The following is a 17,170-nucleotide window of genomic DNA, read 5'->3' on the forward strand; positions in this document are numbered from 1 at the left end:
TCAGGCGCTCAAGGCCAGGTAGCGGTTCTTGATGCTCGGGTCGGCGCGGAACTGCTCGGCGCTGCCCTGATAGGCCACGCGGCCTTGTTCCAGCACGTAGTGACGGTCGGCGAGGGCGTCGCAGACCTTGAGGTTCTGCTCGACCAGCAGGATCGACAGGCCTTCGTCCTTGATCCGCCGCAGGATCTTCACCAGTTCGTCGACGATTACCGGGGCCAGGCCTTCAGTCGGCTCGTCGAGGATCAGCAGCTTGGGCCCATTGAGCAGCGCGCGGGCAATCGCCAGCATCTGCTGCTCGCCCCCGGACAGGGCAAAGCCGCTGTTGCGGCGACGTTCCTTGAGCCGCGGGAACATCGCGTAAACGTCCTCCAGCTGCCAGCGGCTGTGCTTGCGCGCGGCGATCTTGAGGTTCTCTTCGACGTCCAGCTGGCGGAAGATGCCGCGGTGCTCCGGCACCAGCGCGATGCCCTGGCGGGCGATGTCAAAGATCTCGCGACCGACCAGCGGCTGGCCGTTGAAGTGAATCTGGCCCTGGCGCGGGCGGACGATGCCGAGAATGCTGCGCAGGGTGGTGGTCTTGCCGGCGCCGTTACGCCCGAGCAGGGTCACCAGCTCACCGGCCTCGACCTTGAGCGAAACGCCCTCGAGCACATGGCTCTTGTCGTAGTAGGAATGGATCGATTCGACGCTGAGCATCAGGCGGCCTCTCCAAGGTAGGCGGTACGCACGCGTTCGTCGTTGCGCACCTGATCCGGGGTGCCTTCGACCAGGATCTGGCCGTGGCTCATGACGGTAATGCGTTGGCTGATCGACATGACGATGCTCATGTTGTGTTCGATCAGCAGCACGGTGTGGTCGCGGCCCAGGTCGCAGATCAGGTCGGTCATCACCGGGATGTCATCGATGCCCATGCCCGAGGTGGGCTCGTCGAGCATCAGCAAGGTGGGCTTGGCGCAGATCGACATGCCGACTTCCAGCACCCGCTGCTGGCCGTGCGACAGCTCGCCAGCGAGGGTCTCGGCGCGGCCGTTGAGCTTGAGCCGTTCGAGCACCTGGTCAGCGGTGTCCCAATGGCTGCGCTTGTGCTCGACGCTGCGCCAGAAGTTGAGCGCGCCAAGGCCATCGCGGCCCTGCGCGGCCAGGCGCAGGTTCTCGCGCACGCTTAGGTTCTGGAACAGGCTGGTGAGCTGGAACGAGCGCGCCATGCCCAGAGCGACGCGGCCGTGAGACGGTTTGCGGACGATGTCCTGGCCGTTGAGGAGGATCTTGCCGGCGGTGGCCTGGCGCTCACCGGTGAGGCAGTGGAACAAGCTGGTCTTGCCGGCGCCGTTGGGCCCGATCACGGTGTGGATGGTGCCGGCACGGACTTTCAGGTCGACGCCATCGACGGCATGGAACGGCCCGTAGGCCAGTTGCAGGTTGTGTGTTTCGAGGAGGAATTCGCTCATTACAGCTGCTCCTTGGTTTTGCCATCGACGGCAGGCGAAGGGCGCAGGCGCTTGGCCAGATCAGCCAGGCCACCCCACAGCCCACCGCGCATGAACACCACCACCAGAATCAGGATCACCCCCAGCAGCATCAGCCAGCGCGGCCACAGCTCCGACAGCACGTCCCCGAGCAGCACGATCGCGCCGGCGCCGAGCAACGAGCCGAACAGCGAGCCGGTGCCGCCGACGATGGTCATGATCAGGATGTTTTCACTCATCATCAGGTCGATGTTCGACAGCGGGGCAAAGTGCAGCAGCATCGCGTACAACGCCCCGGCGATACCGGTGATGGCGCCAGACAACATGAACACCAGGATCTTGAAGTGGCGAATGTCATAGCCGATGGCCGCAGCGCGGGTTTCGTTTTCGCGGATCGCCAGCAAGGTGCTGCCGAACGGTGAGCGGATCACCCGCAGGGCGCCGGCAAATATCAGCAGGAACAGCACCGCGACAAACGCGTAGAAGTGGCGCGGGTCGGCAAGGTCGAGCAACACATGCCCGGCAACCGTGATGTTCGGCCGTGGCACGTCGAGCAGGCCGTTGTCGCCGCCGGTCCAGCCGCTCAGGGTGTAGGCCAGAAAGTACGCCATCTGGCTGAAGGCCAGGGTCAGCATGACGAAGTAGATGCCCTTGCGCCGAATCGCCAGCGCACCGACCAGCAAGGCCAGCAGCGCGCCGAACAGCGCCGCGCCAACCAGCGCGCCGAGCATGCCCCATTGCAGGTGGATCATCAGCAGCGCCGCGCCGTAGGCACCGGCACCAAAGAAGATGCCCTGGCCGAACGAGAGCAGGCCGGTGTAGCCCAGCAGCAGGTTGCAGGCCAGCGCGGCCAGGCCAAAGATCAGGATCTCGGTGGCGAGGGTGGTCGACGGCAGGATCAGCGGCAGGCCGATCAGGGTCACAAGCAGCAACAGCAGCAGCGCCGGGCCATGCCCTTTGGCCACGGCCAGTGGATTTTTCTCAGTCATGTTCATGCTCTCCCGAACAGGCCGTAGGGACGAACCAGGATCACCGCCGCCATCGCGCCGTAGATCATCAGGCTGGCGCCTTGCGGCCAGAGGCTGCTCATCATGCTTTGCACCACCCCGACCAGCAGGCCGCCAACCAGCGCACCGCCAAACGAGCCCATACCGCCGATCACCACCACGACGAAGGCGATGCCGAGAATCTCCGGGCCAACGAACGGCTGAGCCCCGCGCAGTGGCGCAAACAGCACCCCGGCCACGCCCGCCAGGCCCACGCCGAGGGCAAAGGTCAGCGAGAACAGGCGGAAGATGTTGGTGCCCAGCAGCGACACCGTCTCGGTGCTTTCACTGCCGGCTCGCACCAGGGCGCCGAAGCGGGTGCGCTCCAGCAGCAGCCACAGACCAAGGCCGATCAAGGCGGCGAAGCCGATCAGGAACAGGCGGTAATAGGGGTAGATGAAGTCGCCGATGATCAGCACCCCGCGCAGCTCCGGCGGCACCGCGATGTGCTTGCCGACCGGGCCCCAGATCAGCACCGAGGCTTCCTGGATGATCAGCGCGATACCAAGGGTGACGAGAATCTGAAAGGTGTGCGGCAAGTGGTAGATGCGCTTGATCAGCACCCGCTCAACCACCCAGGCCAGCGCGGCTACCGCCAGCGGCGCGATCAGCAGCGCCAGCCAGAAGTTGCCGGTCAGCGCCACGGCGGTGTAGCACAGGTAGGCACCCAGCAGAAAAAACGCACCGTGGGCGAAGTTGACGAAGTTGAGCAAGCCGAAAATGATTGTCAGGCCCACGGCAATGAGGAAGTAGATCATCCCCAGGCCAAGGCCGTTTAGCAGCTGGAACAGGTACAAATCGAGCATGAACGTGCCCTCTGCAGCGCGCCGCGCGCCTGCAATTTTGTCAAGTGGGAAGGCGTGGCGTCAGGCCAGGGCGCAACCGGTTTGAGAGACCTCGATGAACGAACGGCCGGCGTGCAGCACTTCGGCCAGATCATCGTCATCTCGCATCTGTGCTTGAGGTTTGCCGCGCAGCAGGTAGTAGTCCTTGAGCACCTGATGGTCACCCGGGCGGATCAGCTCGTCGCCGGTCGGGCCCTGGAAACTCATGCCCTGCAGGGCTTTGGACACTGCGGCGCCGTCGAGGCTGTTGGCCTTGATGATGGCTTCGAGCATGACCCGGGTGCCGATGTAGTCGGCCGCCAGCGGGTAATTCGGGTTGATGCCGTAGGCCTTGCGCGTGGCCGCGACCAGCTCGCGGTTGAGCGGGGTGTCAACCTGATGCCAATACTGCGCGCCGAGGTACACGCCTTCCAGTACATCGCTGCCCAGCTCCTGGAATTGATCGAGCCCGGCCGACCACACCAGCAGCACTTTCATCCGATCCTTGATGCCGAAGTTGACCGCCTGGCGCAGGGCATTGGATGACTGGCTGCCGAAGTTGAGCAGCACCAGTACGTCCGGCTTGGCGGCAATGGCGTTGGTCAGGTAGCCGGAGAACTCCTGCTCCTGCAGCGAGTGGTAGCTGTTGCCGATGTGCTCGATGCCGTGTTCGCTGAAGACCTTGCGTGCGTTGTCCAGCAGGGCATCGCCAAACACGTACTGCGGGGTGATGGTGTACCAGCGCTTGGCCTCGGGCAGCAGCTTGATCAGCGGCACCAGGGTTTCGCGAATGGCGCCGTAGGTCGGCACTGACCAGCGAAAGGTAGAGCTGTTGCAGTCCTTGCCGGTGATCTCGTCGGCTCCGACCGGGGTCATGAAGACGCCGCCGGCCTTGTTGATTTCCTTCGACACCGCCAGCGCCGAGGACGACAGCGTGCAGCCTTGAAAGAACCGCGCTCCGTCCTGGCCGATGGCTTCCTGGACCTTGCGTACCGCCTTGCCGGCGTTACCCTCGGTATCGATGACCTTGTACTTGAGCGGCTGGCCGAGCAGCTGCGGGTGCTCGGCAATCGCCAGGCGCGAGCCCATGTCGGCGTATTTGCCGTAACTGGCAAACGGCCCGGACATCGACTTGAGGCCATAGAAGGTCAACGGTTGCTCGGCGAACACCCGCGACGCTCCCAACGGGAGGCTGCCGAGGGCGCCGAGGGCAAGGCCTGCTTTGAGCAGGGTACGTCTTTGCATGAGTAACTCCTTGTTTGTGGTTATTAGGCAGGAGTGGCAATGACAAAGCGGGTACGGCCGGGCCTGTGTGCAGGCCTCTGTCCAGGCGAATCAGTGGTTGTGGCTGAACTCCAGGAGGAAATTGCGGGCGACTTCGCCTTCCAGCGCAGTCATGTGGTGTTCGGCGTCGCACATGTGCTCGTGCATCAAGCGGCGCACGGCGGCTTCATCGTTGGCGCGCAGGGCGTCGAGCAGATGCTTGTGATAGTCGATGTTGGCCGCGGCGAACTGCTGGCGCTTGGGCAGGTAGGCTTTTTTCAGCACCACCAGGTCGCGCAGCAGGTCGTTGAGAAACACCGCCATGAAGCTCAGCAGCGGGTTGGCGCAGCGACCGGCCAGCAGGGTATGAAACTCAAGCTCGGCCAAACGCTGCTCGCGCTGGCCTTCTTCGCTGTCTTCCGGGGTGCTGCAGAAATCGATGTTGGCTTGCAGCGCGGCGTAGTCGGCCTCGCTGAGGCGGCCCATCACTGAAACCGCCAGCTCGACCTCGATGACTTTGCGCAGTTGGTACACCTGCTCGCCATCCAGGTGCTGAAAATGCAAGTAGTTGCGCAGCGCACGGCTGGCCGGTTCGGTGCCGACTTCATTGAGGTAGGCGCCGCCGCTCGGGCCGGTGCGGGTGCTGACCAGGCCCTCGACCTCGAGCGCCTTGAGCGCCTCGCGGGCGGTACCCTTGGAACATTCGAAGTGTTCCATCAGCTCGCGCTCGGTCGGCAGACGGTCACCGGGGTGCAGCGCCTCGGTGACGATCGAGCGCTTGACCGACTCGACGATCATGTCCGACAGCTTCTGACGTTTGCGCTTGGGTTTGAGCATGCGGGCTATTTTTCATATTTATGCGGATAAATAGGATTTAGCGAATTTGCCGCCGGTGGGTCAAGAGTTGAGGCGGGGAGGGAGTCGTAAATGGAGCGGATGGGTCGGCTACGGGTATGTGTGTTCAGCGGGCGGACATGAAAAAGCCGCTGTAACCGGGTTACAGCGGCTTCGCCGGAGCAGACCGTTGATCAGTCTTTCGGGCCTTGCTCCAGATGGGCTGGGCTGCAGTACCACTGATTGCCACGGTGCAGCGCCCGGTCATTGGGCAGGTGCACGCCGCAGTGCGCGCAGCGCACCATGGTCAGCGGGTCATCCAGGCGCTGCGCGGGGCGCGCCTGCTGGCTGAGCTTGAATTTGCGCCACAGCCAGAACGCGGCGGCGATCAGGGCGATCCAGAAAAGTAGGCGAACCATGGTGTCCAGCTTGGTCGAGAAGAAGAGCCGACAGTCTAGGACGCGGGCAAAAAAAAAGGGAGGCCTTGGGCTTCCCTTTCTTTTTTGTTTTTCCGACATCGTGCTTGCTGTGTGTAGGAGCGGCCTTGTGTCGCGAAAGGCCTGCGCAGCGGGCCCAGCAATTCTGCGGCGCTGCGTAGATCGTGGGGCAGCTGCGCAGCCCTTTCGCGACACAAGGCCGCTCCTACAAGGGCAGCCTGTATCAAATCAATCAAACAGACCAAAGGTCGCGTAGCTGAACCACGAACGGCTCTCTTCGGCTTCTTTCGGACCGGCCGGCAGAATCGGATCACCGTCTTCATCTTTAGGCAGCAAGTCTTGCGGAATCTCCGAACGGGCATCCTTGAACTGGCGAACCACGTCCTGATTGGCGCGGGTCTCACCTGGCGGCAGCGGCGTGTCGGTCTCGATCAGGCCCAGGGTCGCCTTGGACAGCCACGAACGCTGATCACCATCAGCTTGCTTGGGCTCGAAGCTGCCGTCGACCAGGCTTGGGTGATCTGGGTAGTTGAGCTTGAGGGTTTCCAGGCTGGTATTGGCCAGCTCGTCCAGGTGCAGATGCTGGTAAGCCTCGACCATCACCGCCAGGCCGTCACCGACCGATGGGGTTTCCTGGAAGTTCTCGACCACGTAACGGCCACGGTTGGCCGCAGCGACATAGGCCTGGCGGCTCATGTAGTAGTCGGCAACGTGGATTTCGTAGGCGGCCAGCAGGTTGCGCAGGTAGATCATGCGCTGCTTGGCGTCAGGCGCGTAGCGGCTGTTGGGGAAGCGGCTGGTCAGCTGGGCGAACTCGTTATAGGAGTCGCGGGCAGCGCCCGGGTCACGCTTGGTCATGTCCAACGGCAGGAAGCGCGCCAGCAGGCCACGGTCTTGGTCGAACGAAGTCAGGCCCTTGAGGTAGTAGGCGTAGTCGACGTTCGGGTGCTGCGGGTGCAGCCGGATGAAGCGCTCGGCCGCCGACTTGGCAGCCTCTGGCTCGGTGTTCTTGTAGTTGGCGTAGATCAGCTCGAGCTGGGCCTGGTCGGCGTAACGGCCGAACGGGTAGCGCGATTCCAGGGCCTTGAGCTTGTTGACGGCACTGGTGTAGCTCTTGTTGTCCAGGTCGGCCTGCGCCTGCTGGTACAACTCGGCTTCGCTGAGGTTCTCGTCAATCACTTCCTTGTTCGAGGAACAGGCAGCGGTAAGCCCGAGGAGGGCGATCAGCAGCAGGTGTTTCACTTGCATGGCGGCTTGCGTCCTTTGACGGCCGCTGTCTTGGGCGGTGCCGTCCTGTTATGATGAGCGCCCCCGGGTTGACCCCAGGGCAAAAGAAGCCGTATTTAACCACAAGCGCGCAGTTGAAACCAAAGGCTGTGCGCCAGCCGAATCGAGCATGTCCGAGATCATCCAACTTAGCGAAGAGGTCCCGTCCGAAATGGGCGGCCAGCGCCTCGACCAGATCGCCGCCCAACTGTTCGGCGAGTACTCGCGTTCGCGCCTGACCACCTGGATCAAGGACGGCCGTCTGACGGTCGACGGTCAAGTCGTGCGTCCACGCGATCCGGTCTATGGCGGTGCCAAGCTGGTCCTTGAGGCCGAGCAGGAAGCCCAGGGCGAGTGGATCGCCCAGGACATCCCGTTGAACATCGTCTACGAAGACGAGCAGATCCTGGTGATCAACAAGCCTGCCGGGCTGGTTGTCCACCCGGCTGCCGGGCATGCCGATGGCACCCTGCTCAATGCCTTGCTGCACCACGTGCCAGACATCGTCAACGTGCCGCGTGCGGGCATCGTCCACCGCCTGGACAAGGACACCACCGGCCTGATGGTAGTGGCCAAGACCCTGCAGGCGCAGACCAAGCTGGTCGAGCAGATGCAGAGCCGCAGTGTCAGCCGCATCTACGAGTGCATCGTGATTGGCGTGGTCACCTCCGGTGCCACCATCAACGCCCCGATCGGCCGCCACGGTGGCTCGCGTCAGCGCATGGCGGTGACCGAGACCGGCAAGCCTGCCGTCAGTCACTACCGCGTGCTCACCCGCTTCCGTTCGCACACCCATGTGCGGGTCAAGCTGGAGACCGGCCGTACGCACCAGATCCGCGTGCACATGGCCCACGTCGGCTATCCGCTGATTGGTGACCAGACCTACGGCGGTCGCTTCCGCATCCCGCCTGCGGCCGAGCCGGAAATGGTCACTGCGCTGAAGACCTTCCCGCGTCAGGCCCTGCACGCACGCTTCCTCGCCCTCGATCACCCGCTCACGGGTGAGCGGATGCAATGGAAGTCGGCGCTGCCGGAAGACTTCGTCGGCTTGCTGGAGCTGCTCCAGGAAGACCGCGACAGCTTTATCGGATGAACGGTCTGACGCAGTTGCTGCGCCCTGATTGGCCAGCCCCGGCCACAGTGCGCGCCTGCGTCACCACTCGTGCGGGTGGCATCAGCCTGCCGCCGTACGACAGCTTCAACCTGGGCGATCATGTCGGCGACGACCCGGCTGCCGTCAGCGAAAACCGCCGACGCCTCAGTGAGCAATTCGACATTCATCCCGCCTGGCTCAAGCAAGTCCACGGCGTGGTGGTGGCTGATGCTAACCCGGCGCAGGTGATGGAAGCCGATGCGAGCTGGACCGACCAGGCGCACATTGCCTGTACGGTGATGACCGCCGACTGCCTGCCAGTGTTGTTCTGCGATCGCGCCGGTACCCGCGTTGCCGCAGCCCATGCCGGCTGGCGCGGGCTGGCGGGCGGCGTGCTCGAGGCTACCCTCGAGCGCCTGGCAGTGCCGGCCGATCAGGTGCTGGTCTGGCTCGGCCCGGCCATTGGCCCGAGCGCATTCGAAGTAGGCGAAGAAGTCCGTGACGCCTTCACTGCCGAGCACCCGCAAGCCGCCGAGGCATTCGTGCCGGGTGAGCGTCCGGGCAAACTGCTGGCCGACATCTACCAGCTGGCACGCATCCGCCTTGCGGCGCGCGGCATCACTGCTGTCTATGGTGGTGGCCTGTGCACGGTCAGCGACCCACGCTTCTATTCCTATCGGCGCACCCCGCAGGGTGGGCGCTTCGCTTCGCTGGTCTGGCTCGATCCGCTCTGCGTCTGATTTGAGAGCGCCGGGGCTGCGTTGCAGCCCTTTCGCGACACAAGGCCGCTCCTACAGGGGACCGCGTACTACCTGTAGGAGCGGCCTTGTGTCGCGAAAGGGGCGCAAAGCGCCCCAGCATTGCCAGCTCCTCATCCAGTCATCGTTCTTGTAGGACATTCCCGTAACTGATCTCGATCAACCCCGCTAAGCTTGAAACTCCCAGAATAAGCCTTATCTATTAGTCATCTCTGGCAGGTTTCTTCATCAGGTGTGTCCATCGCTCCGGCCTGCCCTTATTTAGGAAGGTATCCCCATGCGAATAGACCGATTAACCAGCAAACTGCAATTAGCGTTATCTGACTCGCAATCCCTAGCGGTGGGCATGGACCACCCGGCCATCGAACCGTTGCACCTGCTGCAAGCACTGATCGACCAGCAAGGTGGTTCGATCAAGCCGCTGCTGATGCAGGTCGGCTTTGACGTCAACAGCCTGCGCAAGGCGTTGAGCAAAGAGCTCGACCAACTGCCGAAAATCCAGAACCCTACCGGCGACGTCAACATGTCGCAGGACCTGGCGCGCATGCTCAACCAGGCCGACCGTCTGGCCCAGCAGAAGGGTGACCAGTTCATCTCCAGTGAACTGGTGCTGCTCGCGGCCATGGACGAGAACAGCAAGGTCGGCAAACTGTTGCTCGGCCAGGGCGTGAGCAAGAAAGCCCTGGAAAACGCCATCAATAACCTGCGTGGCGGTGCGGCCGTCAACGACGCCAACGTCGAAGAGTCGCGTCAGGCCCTGGACAAGTACACCGTCGACCTGACCAAGCGTGCCGAAGAAGGCAAGCTTGACCCGGTGATCGGCCGTGACGACGAAATCCGCCGCACCGTGCAGGTATTGCAACGCCGGACCAAGAACAACCCGGTGCTGATCGGCGAGCCTGGCGTGGGTAAAACCGCCATTGCCGAAGGCCTGGCCCAGCGCATCATCAATGGCGAAGTGCCGGACGGCCTCAAAGGCAAGCGCCTGCTCGCCCTGGATATGGGTGCGCTGATTGCTGGCGCCAAGTACCGCGGCGAATTCGAAGAGCGCCTCAAAGGCCTTCTCAACGAGCTGTCCAAGCAGGAAGGGCAGATCATTCTGTTCATCGACGAGCTGCACACCATGGTTGGCGCTGGTAAAGGCGAGGGCGCCATGGACGCCGGTAACATGCTTAAACCGGCCCTGGCCCGTGGCGAGCTGCACTGCGTTGGCGCCACCACGCTCAACGAGTACCGCCAGTTCATCGAGAAGGACGCGGCGCTCGAGCGACGCTTCCAGAAGGTGCTGGTCGAGGAGCCGAGCGAGGAAGACACCATCGCCATCCTGCGCGGCCTGAAAGAGCGCTATGAAGTGCACCACAAGGTGGCCATCACCGACGGTGCGATCATTGCCGCGGCCAAGCTCAGCCACCGCTACATCACCGATCGCCAGCTGCCGGACAAGGCCATCGACCTGATCGACGAAGCGGCCAGCCGCATCCGTATGGAGATCGACTCCAAGCCTGAGGTGCTCGACCGTCTCGACCGTCGTCTGATTCAGCTCAAGGTCGAATCCCAGGCGCTGAAAAAAGAAGAAGACGAGGCGGCGAAAAAACGCCTCGAGAAACTTCACGAAGAAATCCAGCGGCTGGAGCGCGAGTACTCCGACCTGGAAGAGATCTGGCAGTCGGAAAAAGCCGAAGTACAGGGCTCGGCGCAGATCCAGCAAAAGATCGAGCAAGCCCGTCAGGAGCTTGAAGCTGCCCGCCGCAAAGGCGACCTGAGCCGCATGGCCGAGCTGCAGTACGGGGTGATCCCGGACCTGGAGCGCAGCCTGCAGATGGTCGACCAGCACGGCAAGAGCGAAAACCAGCTGCTGCGCAACAAGGTCACCGAGGAAGAGATCGCCGAAGTGGTCTCGAAGTGGACCGGCATCCCGGTGTCGAAGATGCTCGAAGGCGAGCGCGACAAGTTGCTGAAAATGGAAGCGCTGCTGCACCAGCGCGTGATTGGCCAGCACGAGGCCGTGACCGCCGTGGCCAACGCCGTGCGCCGTTCGCGGGCCGGGCTGTCTGACCCGAACCGGCCAAGTGGTTCGTTCATGTTCCTTGGCCCGACTGGCGTGGGTAAGACCGAGCTGTGCAAGGCCTTGGCCGAGTTCCTGTTCGACACCGAAGAGGCCATGGTGCGTATCGATATGTCCGAGTTCATGGAGAAACATTCCGTGGCTCGCCTGATCGGTGCTCCACCAGGCTATGTAGGTTACGAAGAGGGCGGGTACCTGACCGAAGCCGTGCGCCGCAAGCCGTACACAGTGTTGCTGCTGGACGAGGTCGAGAAGGCCCACCCGGATGTATTCAACGTGCTGCTGCAAGTGCTTGAAGATGGTCGCCTTACCGACAGCCATGGCCGTACGGTGGACTTCCGCAACACGGTCATCGTGATGACCTCCAACCTCGGCTCGGCACAGATCCAGGAGTTGGTCGGCGACCGTGAGGCGCAGCGTGCGGCGGTAATGGACGCGGTGGGTAACCACTTCCGGCCGGAGTTCATCAACCGGATCGACGAGGTGGTGGTGTTCGAGCCGCTGGGCCGTGAGCAGATCGCCGGTATCACCGAGATCCAGTTGGGCCGCCTGCGCAGCCGTCTGGCCGAGCGCGAGCTGTCGCTGGAACTGAGCCCGGAGGCGATCGACAAGCTGATCGCGATTGGCTACGACCCGGTGTATGGCGCACGTCCACTGAAGCGCGCGATCCAGCGCTGGATCGAAAACCCGCTGGCGCAGTTGATCCTGGCAGGGCAGTTCATGCCGGGGACGACGATTACCGCCAAGGTCGAAGGCGAAGAAATAGTCTTCGAATAAAAAATAATCTTGAGCCCCGCACGTGCGGGGCTTTTTTTTGAAAATTTTCTGGGTTTTTTTACCCAAAAACAGCTTTGACCCTGAGAAAAACGCCTGCCACGACGATTATTCTGCCCATCCCGAAGCGAGATTCAGCAGCGTTTTCTGCCCTCCAGTTGGCTCGTATGGCGCTCGTAAGCTACTGATAATCCCGGCAAAACCCCCAATTTACGGGGGCTCGCGGTAAGCCCGTAAAATTATTGAAATTTATGCTTGCATCTAAAATCGAGTGCTCCTAATATACGCCCCGCTGTCAGCCACTAAGCAGATCGCCAGCGGTAACGACGATCTGAAAACAGTTTGCAAATCAGTAAGTTGAATGCAAATTGGGGGTTGACAAGCAAAACGAAGGATGTAGAATAGCCGGCCTCAGAGACGCAAACGCAGAAATGCAGAGTGTTGAAGAGATCGAAGCTTAAACAGCCTTCGAGATCGGAAGATCGAAGTTTAGTTCCGCGATAGCTCAGTCGGTAGAGCAAATGACTGTTAATCATTGGGTCCCTGGTTCGAGTCCAGGTCGCGGAGCCATTTCGGGGTGTAGCGCAGTCCGGTAGCGCGCCTGCTTTGGGAGCAGGATGTCAGGAGTTCGAATCCCCTCACCCCGACCATTTTCCGGGTCGTTAGCTCAGTTGGTAGAGCAGTTGGCTTTTAACCAATTGGTCGTAGGTTCGAATCCTACACGACCCACCAGTAAGATAAGGGTACCTCGACTGAGGTGCCCTTTTTCTTCGTCTAGTGTTTGCTTTTGTACAGTTTCACTTTCGGGGTGTAGCGCAGTCCGGTAGCGCGCCTGCTTTGGGAGCAGGATGTCAGGAGTTCGAATCCCCTCACCCCGACCATATTCCGGGTCGTTAGCTCAGTTGGTAGAGCAGTTGGCTTTTAACCAATTGGTCGTAGGTTCGAATCCTACACGACCCACCATGTAAGAGAAGGGCACCTCGACTGAGGTGCCCTTTTTCTTTGTCTGGATTTTATCTCTGCAGGTTTTCCCGCCTGCCCCCGCCACCTTGCCGACCTGCCTGCACAGCCTTTCCAGGGCGTGCTCCGACGGCGAGCGCCAGCAAGATCAGCAGCATCGACGCCAACCCCAATGTACTTGGCCATTGCCCCAGTATCAGCATCGAACTGACGATGCCGAACAGCGGGATCAGCAGCGACAGCGGTGCTACCTGTGATACAGGGTATTCGCGCAGCAGCAGGTTCCAGCCCCAGTAGCAAAACAGCGTCGCGCCGTATACCTGAAACGCCAGCGAAAACAAGGTAAACCCGTGCAACTGGGCCGGCAGCGCGGTGAATGGTGCTGAGCCGTGTGCAAGCCAGGTCAGCAGTAATAGCGGGATTGGCGGGAACAGGCTGGCCCAGACCACAAAAGCAAAGATTTCCTGCACCTTCGACTTTTTGATCAGTACATTGCCAATACTCCAGGCTAGGGCGCTGGCGATTACCAGCGCTAAACCGACAGTGCTGACGGTGCCTGAGCCATCCACCAGCACGCCGAACAGGCCAAGAGCCGCCAAGCATATGCCGATCAGTTGTGGTCGATTCAGGCTTTCGCCAAACCACAATACGCCCCAGCCCAGGGTGAAAAACGCACTCAGCTGAATCAGCAGCGAGGCACTGCCAGGTGGTACGCCCAAAGCGATGCCCTGGTTGATAAGCGCCCACATGGCCACGCCGAAGATCAAGCCGTAGCCGGCCAGCCAGCGAAACCTTACCTGCGGCCGCTTGACCACGAATACCCAAGGCAGGGCGGCAAGGCTGAAGCGCAGCGCGGTCAGCAGCAGCGGATCGATCTCGGCCAGGCCGAGCTTGGTGATGGGGAAGTTCAACCCCCAGATGGCCGTGACCATGACGGCCAGGCACAGGTGCTTTTTCTGCATTGTCAGACTTTTCCCGGAACAACGAGCGCACAGGCGCGAGAGCGGGAAATATGCGAGAAATGGCGCTGGCCTGCTTTCAGCTTGAGGCCAACTATCATTAAAATCAGGCCATGAAAGAATCTCTCGGTCTTGATCCTTACCAGAACGTCCCGCGTGATGCGGTGGTGACGGTGCGTGATTACGCCGACGGCCAGGTATTTGCCGCGCACAGCCATCAACGCGGGCAGTTTGCCTACGCCTCATGTGGCGTCATCACCGTGTTTACCGACAGGGGTAATTGGGTGGTGCCGCCCCAGCGGGCTATCTGGGTGCCGGCGCGGCTGGGTCATGCCATGCACATGCGTGGCCCGGTCACCATGCTCAACACCTATATCCGCGAGCCTGCTGCACTGGCTTTGGGCTTGCCGGAGGCGTGCCAGGTGTACGGTGTATCTGCACTGCTACGGCAGTTGCTGGACAAGGCGATTGAGGTCCCTGCGCTGTATGCCGCAGAGGGGCGTGATGGCCACCTGATGGGCCTGTTGTTGCATGAGATAGCGGCCATGCCAGCGCTGTCGCTGAATGCGCCACTGCCGCATGAGCCGCGGCTGGCGCAGGCCTGCCGTGAGTTTCTCGAGCAGCCTTCACTGGAGGTCGGCATTGACGCCATGGCCCAGCGCACGGCCATGAGCCGGCGCACGTTCACCCGCCTGTTCAGGGCGCAGACCGGCATCAGCTTCATCGAATGGCGGCAACAGGCTTGCCTGCACGCGGCGGTGATCAGGTTGGGCAACGGCGAGCCAGTCACGCAGGTGGCAATAGCGCTTGGCTACAGCAGCTCAAGTGCCTTTGCGACTGTTTTCAAGCGGGTGTTGGGCGAGGTGCCGAGCCGTTATATGGCGGAGTCAGCAAGCGGCAGGAGAGGCGGGTAGCGAGGCGTAGCCACCGGGGCCGCAAGGCTGCGGCCCGGCAGTTTTTACATCAGTGCAGCTTGAGTCGCGGTTCGGTGCCGCGGCCGATCTTGCTGCCAATCATCAGCATCGCCGTGCGGAACGCGCCATACAGCGCCATCTGGTGCATGCGGTACAGCGACACATAGAACATCCGCGCCAGCCAGCCTTCCAGCATCACGCTGCCGGTCAGGTTACCCATCAGATTGCCCACTGCCGAGAAGCGCGACAGCGAGACCAGCGAGCCGTAATCCTTGTAGGCATAGGTTGGCAGCGGCTTGTTGTCGAGGCGGGCTTTCAGGCTCTTGGCCAGCATTGAGGCCTGCTGGTGCGCAGCCTGCGCGCGAGGCGGCACATTGCGGTCGCTACCCGGCTGTGGGCATGCAGCGCAGTCGCCAAAGGCGAAGATATTGTCATCCAGTGTGGTCTGCAGGGTGGGGCGCACCACCAGCTGGTTGATCCGGTTGCTTTCCAGGCCGTCGATATCCTTGAGGAAGCCCGGCGCGCGAATACCTGCCGCCCACACTTTGAGGCTGGCCTGGATGACTTCGCCGGAGGCGGTTTTCAGGCCATCTTCGGTCACTTCACTGACCGAGGCGTTGGTCAGCACCGTTACCCCGAGTTTCTCCAGGGTCTTGTGCACTGGCACGCTGATGCGCTCAGGCAATGCCGGCAACACGCGCGGGCCGGCTTCGATCAGTGTGATGTGCATGTCTTGCGGCTGGATCTTGTCCAGGCCGTAGGCGGCCAGCTCGTGCGCGGCGTTGTGCAGCTCAGCGGCCAGCTCGACGCCCGTGGCGCCGGCACCGACGATGGCCACGCTGATTTTTTCGCCCGCTGCATTACCGGCATGGGCGCGCAGGTAGTGATTGAGCAGCTGCTGATGGAAGCGCTCGGCCTGCTTGCGGCTGTCGAGGAACAAGCAATGCTGCGCCGCGCCCAAGGTACCGAAATCATTGGTATTGCTACCAACTGCAATTACCAGGGTGTCGTAGCCCAGGGTGCGCGCTGGCAGCAGCTCGCGGCCGTCTTCATCGAGGGTGGCCGCCAGCTGGATCTGCTTGCTCTCACGCTCCAGACCACTCATGCGGCCGAGCTGGAAGTTGAAGTGGTTCCATTTGGCCTGGGCGACGTAGTTGAGCTCGTCTTCCGAAGAGTTCAGCGAGCCGGCCGCCACTTCGTGCAGCAGCGGTTTCCAGATGTGGGTCAGGTTGGCGTCGACCAGGGTGATTTCGGCCTTTTTGCTCTTGCCCAGGCTTTTACCCAGGCGGGTCGCCAGTTCCAGGCCGCCGGCGCCGCCGCCGACAATCACGATGCGATGTGTCATGGAGATATCTCATAAGGTTAAACGAATGCTTGGCCCTGAGGGCCGGCGTCGTGGCCGAGGGGAGGGCGAGCGCAACGCAGCTCATAGCACCAGTCCACTCAACAAACGACTCAAGAGGCCCAGACCGATGGTCACTGCCACCACCAGCGCCAGGAGCAGCCATGGCCGAAAAGGCCTGCGCTCGACTTGGTGCTGAGGGGCTTTGAGATACTCATCGACGCGACGCTGATCTTCAGGATTCAGGCGGCTGGTCATGGTGGGCCTCGTCAGATAGACGCTTGAGACTGCACGAACGCTACAGGGTTCGTGCACCAGGCAGCGACGAATGATAATACTTTCTGTCTATGCCGCCGAGTGTACGCCGCTGCAAAGACTCTCGGCAGTGGATCAAAGACTGATCCCGACATCGAAAACGATACTGCGTCCCAGGTTACCACGCAGAAAATCCGGCGCGTCCGGGTGGGCGAACAGCACCCGGGCAAAGGTTGGTCCGACCAGCGACAACGACCGCCAGCCCTGGCGCAGGTATTCGGTCGGCGGCGGGAAATGGCTGTTCAGGTCGAGCACTTCACGCTTGAGGCTGGCAAAAGCGATGATATCCAGCTCGTTCAGCTCCAGGCCGCGCTCGCGGTAATTGTGGGCTTTCTTGCGCAAGGTTGGAGCCAGGCGCAGCAGCAATTCCTGCGCGCTGATGCGTCTGGGCCGGGCTTCGCGGCGTACCAGCTGGCTCAGCGAGAAAGCACTGCGCCGCCGTTGCAGCTCTTCGCGCCACTCGTCATTCAGCCGCCGACCCTCATCGAGCACGAAAAATACCTCGAATGCCGCGTCGCGAAACAGCACGTCCGGCGGCTCCTGCCCGGCGGGGGTGAAGTCTTCGTTGCGGTAGGGAATATTCAGCCCCTGCAGCAGGCGCTGGCAGACCCAACGCTCGCGTTCCCATTTGCGGGCATTGGACAGAAAGGCATTGGCCTGTTCGGCCTGGATAGTAAGCAGGCGCAGGTAATCTGAGTCATCCATGGCTCAAGCTTAGCCGCTAATCTGTGAAGGTAAGATGTTGTTTACCGATGTAAATCAGCCCACCTCCAGGTCAACGCGGTCCCGTAGGAACGGCCTTGTGTCGCGAAAGGCCAGCGAAGCTGGCCCGGCGATATCAGCGGCGAAGCTGA

Annotated in this window: 16 protein-coding genes and 5 tRNA genes; 9 read left to right on the forward strand and 12 right to left on the reverse strand. The window is 61.9% G+C overall.

Annotated features, from left to right (window positions below):
• The 8 genes from M2396_RS20490 to M2396_RS20525 all read right to left on the reverse strand — a co-directional run bounded on the left by M2396_RS20490 (position 1) and on the right by M2396_RS20525 (position 7,118).
• A complete protein-coding gene (locus M2396_RS20490) occupies positions 1 to 696 on the reverse strand; it encodes an ABC transporter ATP-binding protein (RefSeq protein WP_101316221.1) in 696 nt (231 codons plus the stop codon).
• The gene (locus M2396_RS20495; RefSeq protein ID WP_101316223.1) at positions 696 to 1,448 is read right to left on the reverse strand and encodes an ABC transporter ATP-binding protein; all 753 of its coding nucleotides are present in this window, start codon (positions 1,446 to 1,448) and stop codon (positions 696 to 698) included. Before M2396_RS20495 ends, M2396_RS20490 begins: the two co-directional genes overlap by 1 nt.
• Positions 1,448 to 2,455, reverse strand: a complete 1,008-nt coding sequence (locus M2396_RS20500; protein ID WP_101316225.1) for a branched-chain amino acid ABC transporter permease — start codon at positions 2,453 to 2,455, stop codon at positions 1,448 to 1,450. The genes M2396_RS20495 and M2396_RS20500 overlap by 1 nt, the downstream gene beginning before the upstream one ends.
• Before the next feature lie 2 nt (positions 2,456 to 2,457).
• Positions 2,458 to 3,318, reverse strand: coding sequence for a branched-chain amino acid ABC transporter permease (locus M2396_RS20505; protein ID WP_101316227.1), 861 nt, complete (start codon positions 3,316 to 3,318; stop codon positions 2,458 to 2,460).
• 60 nt (positions 3,319 to 3,378) lie between these two features.
• Complete coding sequence (locus M2396_RS20510; RefSeq protein ID WP_101316229.1) at positions 3,379 to 4,581, reverse strand: ABC transporter substrate-binding protein; 1,203 nt, start codon at positions 4,579 to 4,581, stop codon at positions 3,379 to 3,381.
• A 90-nt stretch (positions 4,582 to 4,671) separates the two neighbouring features.
• Entirely contained in the window at positions 4,672 to 5,436 is a 765-nt protein-coding gene (locus tag M2396_RS20515) for a FadR/GntR family transcriptional regulator (RefSeq protein ID WP_259077599.1), read from the reverse strand.
• 191 nt (positions 5,437 to 5,627) lie between these two features.
• Positions 5,628 to 5,852, reverse strand: a complete 225-nt coding sequence (locus M2396_RS20520; RefSeq protein ID WP_101316233.1) for a PP0621 family protein — start codon at positions 5,850 to 5,852, stop codon at positions 5,628 to 5,630.
• Between the two features lie 246 nt (positions 5,853 to 6,098).
• The gene (locus tag M2396_RS20525) at positions 6,099 to 7,118 is read right to left on the reverse strand and encodes an outer membrane protein assembly factor BamD (RefSeq protein WP_101316235.1); all 1,020 of its coding nucleotides are present in this window, start codon (positions 7,116 to 7,118) and stop codon (positions 6,099 to 6,101) included.
• Between the two features lie 148 nt (positions 7,119 to 7,266).
• Here M2396_RS20525 and rluD point away from each other — a divergent pair, with 148 nt between their 5' ends.
• The 8 genes from rluD to M2396_RS20565 all read left to right on the forward strand — a co-directional run bounded on the left by rluD (position 7,267) and on the right by M2396_RS20565 (position 12,789).
• The gene (rluD, locus tag M2396_RS20530; RefSeq protein ID WP_101316237.1) at positions 7,267 to 8,229 is read left to right on the forward strand and encodes a 23S rRNA pseudouridine(1911/1915/1917) synthase RluD; all 963 of its coding nucleotides are present in this window, start codon (positions 7,267 to 7,269) and stop codon (positions 8,227 to 8,229) included.
• Positions 8,226 to 8,969, forward strand: a complete 744-nt coding sequence (gene pgeF, locus M2396_RS20535) for a peptidoglycan editing factor PgeF (protein ID WP_150569976.1) — start codon at positions 8,226 to 8,228, stop codon at positions 8,967 to 8,969. The genes rluD and pgeF overlap by 4 nt, the downstream gene beginning before the upstream one ends.
• 295 nt (positions 8,970 to 9,264) lie before the next feature.
• On the forward strand, positions 9,265 to 11,829 hold the full coding sequence (clpB, locus tag M2396_RS20540; RefSeq protein ID WP_101316241.1) for an ATP-dependent chaperone ClpB: 2,565 nt from the start codon (positions 9,265 to 9,267) through the stop codon (positions 11,827 to 11,829).
• Between the two features lie 491 nt (positions 11,830 to 12,320).
• Positions 12,321 to 12,396 (forward strand) — tRNA-Asn (locus M2396_RS20545).
• 3 nt (positions 12,397 to 12,399) lie between these two features.
• Positions 12,400 to 12,476: transfer RNA gene (locus tag M2396_RS20550), tRNA-Pro, on the forward strand.
• Positions 12,477 to 12,482: 6 nt separating this feature from the next.
• Positions 12,483 to 12,558 (forward strand) — tRNA-Lys (locus M2396_RS20555).
• A 72-nt stretch (positions 12,559 to 12,630) separates the two neighbouring features.
• Positions 12,631 to 12,707: transfer RNA gene (locus M2396_RS20560), tRNA-Pro, on the forward strand.
• Between the two features lie 6 nt (positions 12,708 to 12,713).
• Positions 12,714 to 12,789: transfer RNA gene (locus M2396_RS20565), tRNA-Lys, on the forward strand.
• 50 nt (positions 12,790 to 12,839) lie between these two features.
• On the opposite strand, the gene M2396_RS20570 is transcribed toward M2396_RS20565, so the two are convergent.
• Complete coding sequence (locus tag M2396_RS20570) at positions 12,840 to 13,748, reverse strand: EamA family transporter (protein WP_188035287.1); 909 nt, start codon at positions 13,746 to 13,748, stop codon at positions 12,840 to 12,842.
• A gap of 110 nt (positions 13,749 to 13,858) precedes the next feature.
• On the opposite strand from M2396_RS20570, the gene M2396_RS20575 reads away from it, so the two are divergent.
• The gene (locus M2396_RS20575; protein WP_259077605.1) at positions 13,859 to 14,659 is read left to right on the forward strand and encodes a helix-turn-helix domain-containing protein; all 801 of its coding nucleotides are present in this window, start codon (positions 13,859 to 13,861) and stop codon (positions 14,657 to 14,659) included.
• 49 nt (positions 14,660 to 14,708) lie between these two features.
• On the opposite strand, the gene M2396_RS20580 is transcribed toward M2396_RS20575, so the two are convergent.
• From M2396_RS20580 to M2396_RS20590, 3 genes are all read right to left on the reverse strand, one after another.
• The gene (locus tag M2396_RS20580) at positions 14,709 to 16,004 is read right to left on the reverse strand and encodes an NAD(P)/FAD-dependent oxidoreductase (RefSeq protein WP_150569979.1); all 1,296 of its coding nucleotides are present in this window, start codon (positions 16,002 to 16,004) and stop codon (positions 14,709 to 14,711) included.
• 81 nt (positions 16,005 to 16,085) lie between these two features.
• Complete coding sequence (locus M2396_RS20585; RefSeq protein ID WP_101316250.1) at positions 16,086 to 16,259, reverse strand: DUF3094 family protein; 174 nt, start codon at positions 16,257 to 16,259, stop codon at positions 16,086 to 16,088.
• Positions 16,260 to 16,391: 132 nt separating this feature from the next.
• Positions 16,392 to 17,021, reverse strand: a complete 630-nt coding sequence (locus M2396_RS20590) for a DUF1780 domain-containing protein (protein WP_101316252.1) — start codon at positions 17,019 to 17,021, stop codon at positions 16,392 to 16,394.
• Between the last annotated feature and the right edge of the window lie 149 nt (positions 17,022 to 17,170).

Origin of the sequence: Pseudomonas sp. BIGb0278 (assembly GCF_024809895.1) — a bacterium.
Classification (GTDB): Bacteria; Pseudomonadota; Gammaproteobacteria; order Pseudomonadales; family Pseudomonadaceae; genus Aquipseudomonas; species Aquipseudomonas shirazensis.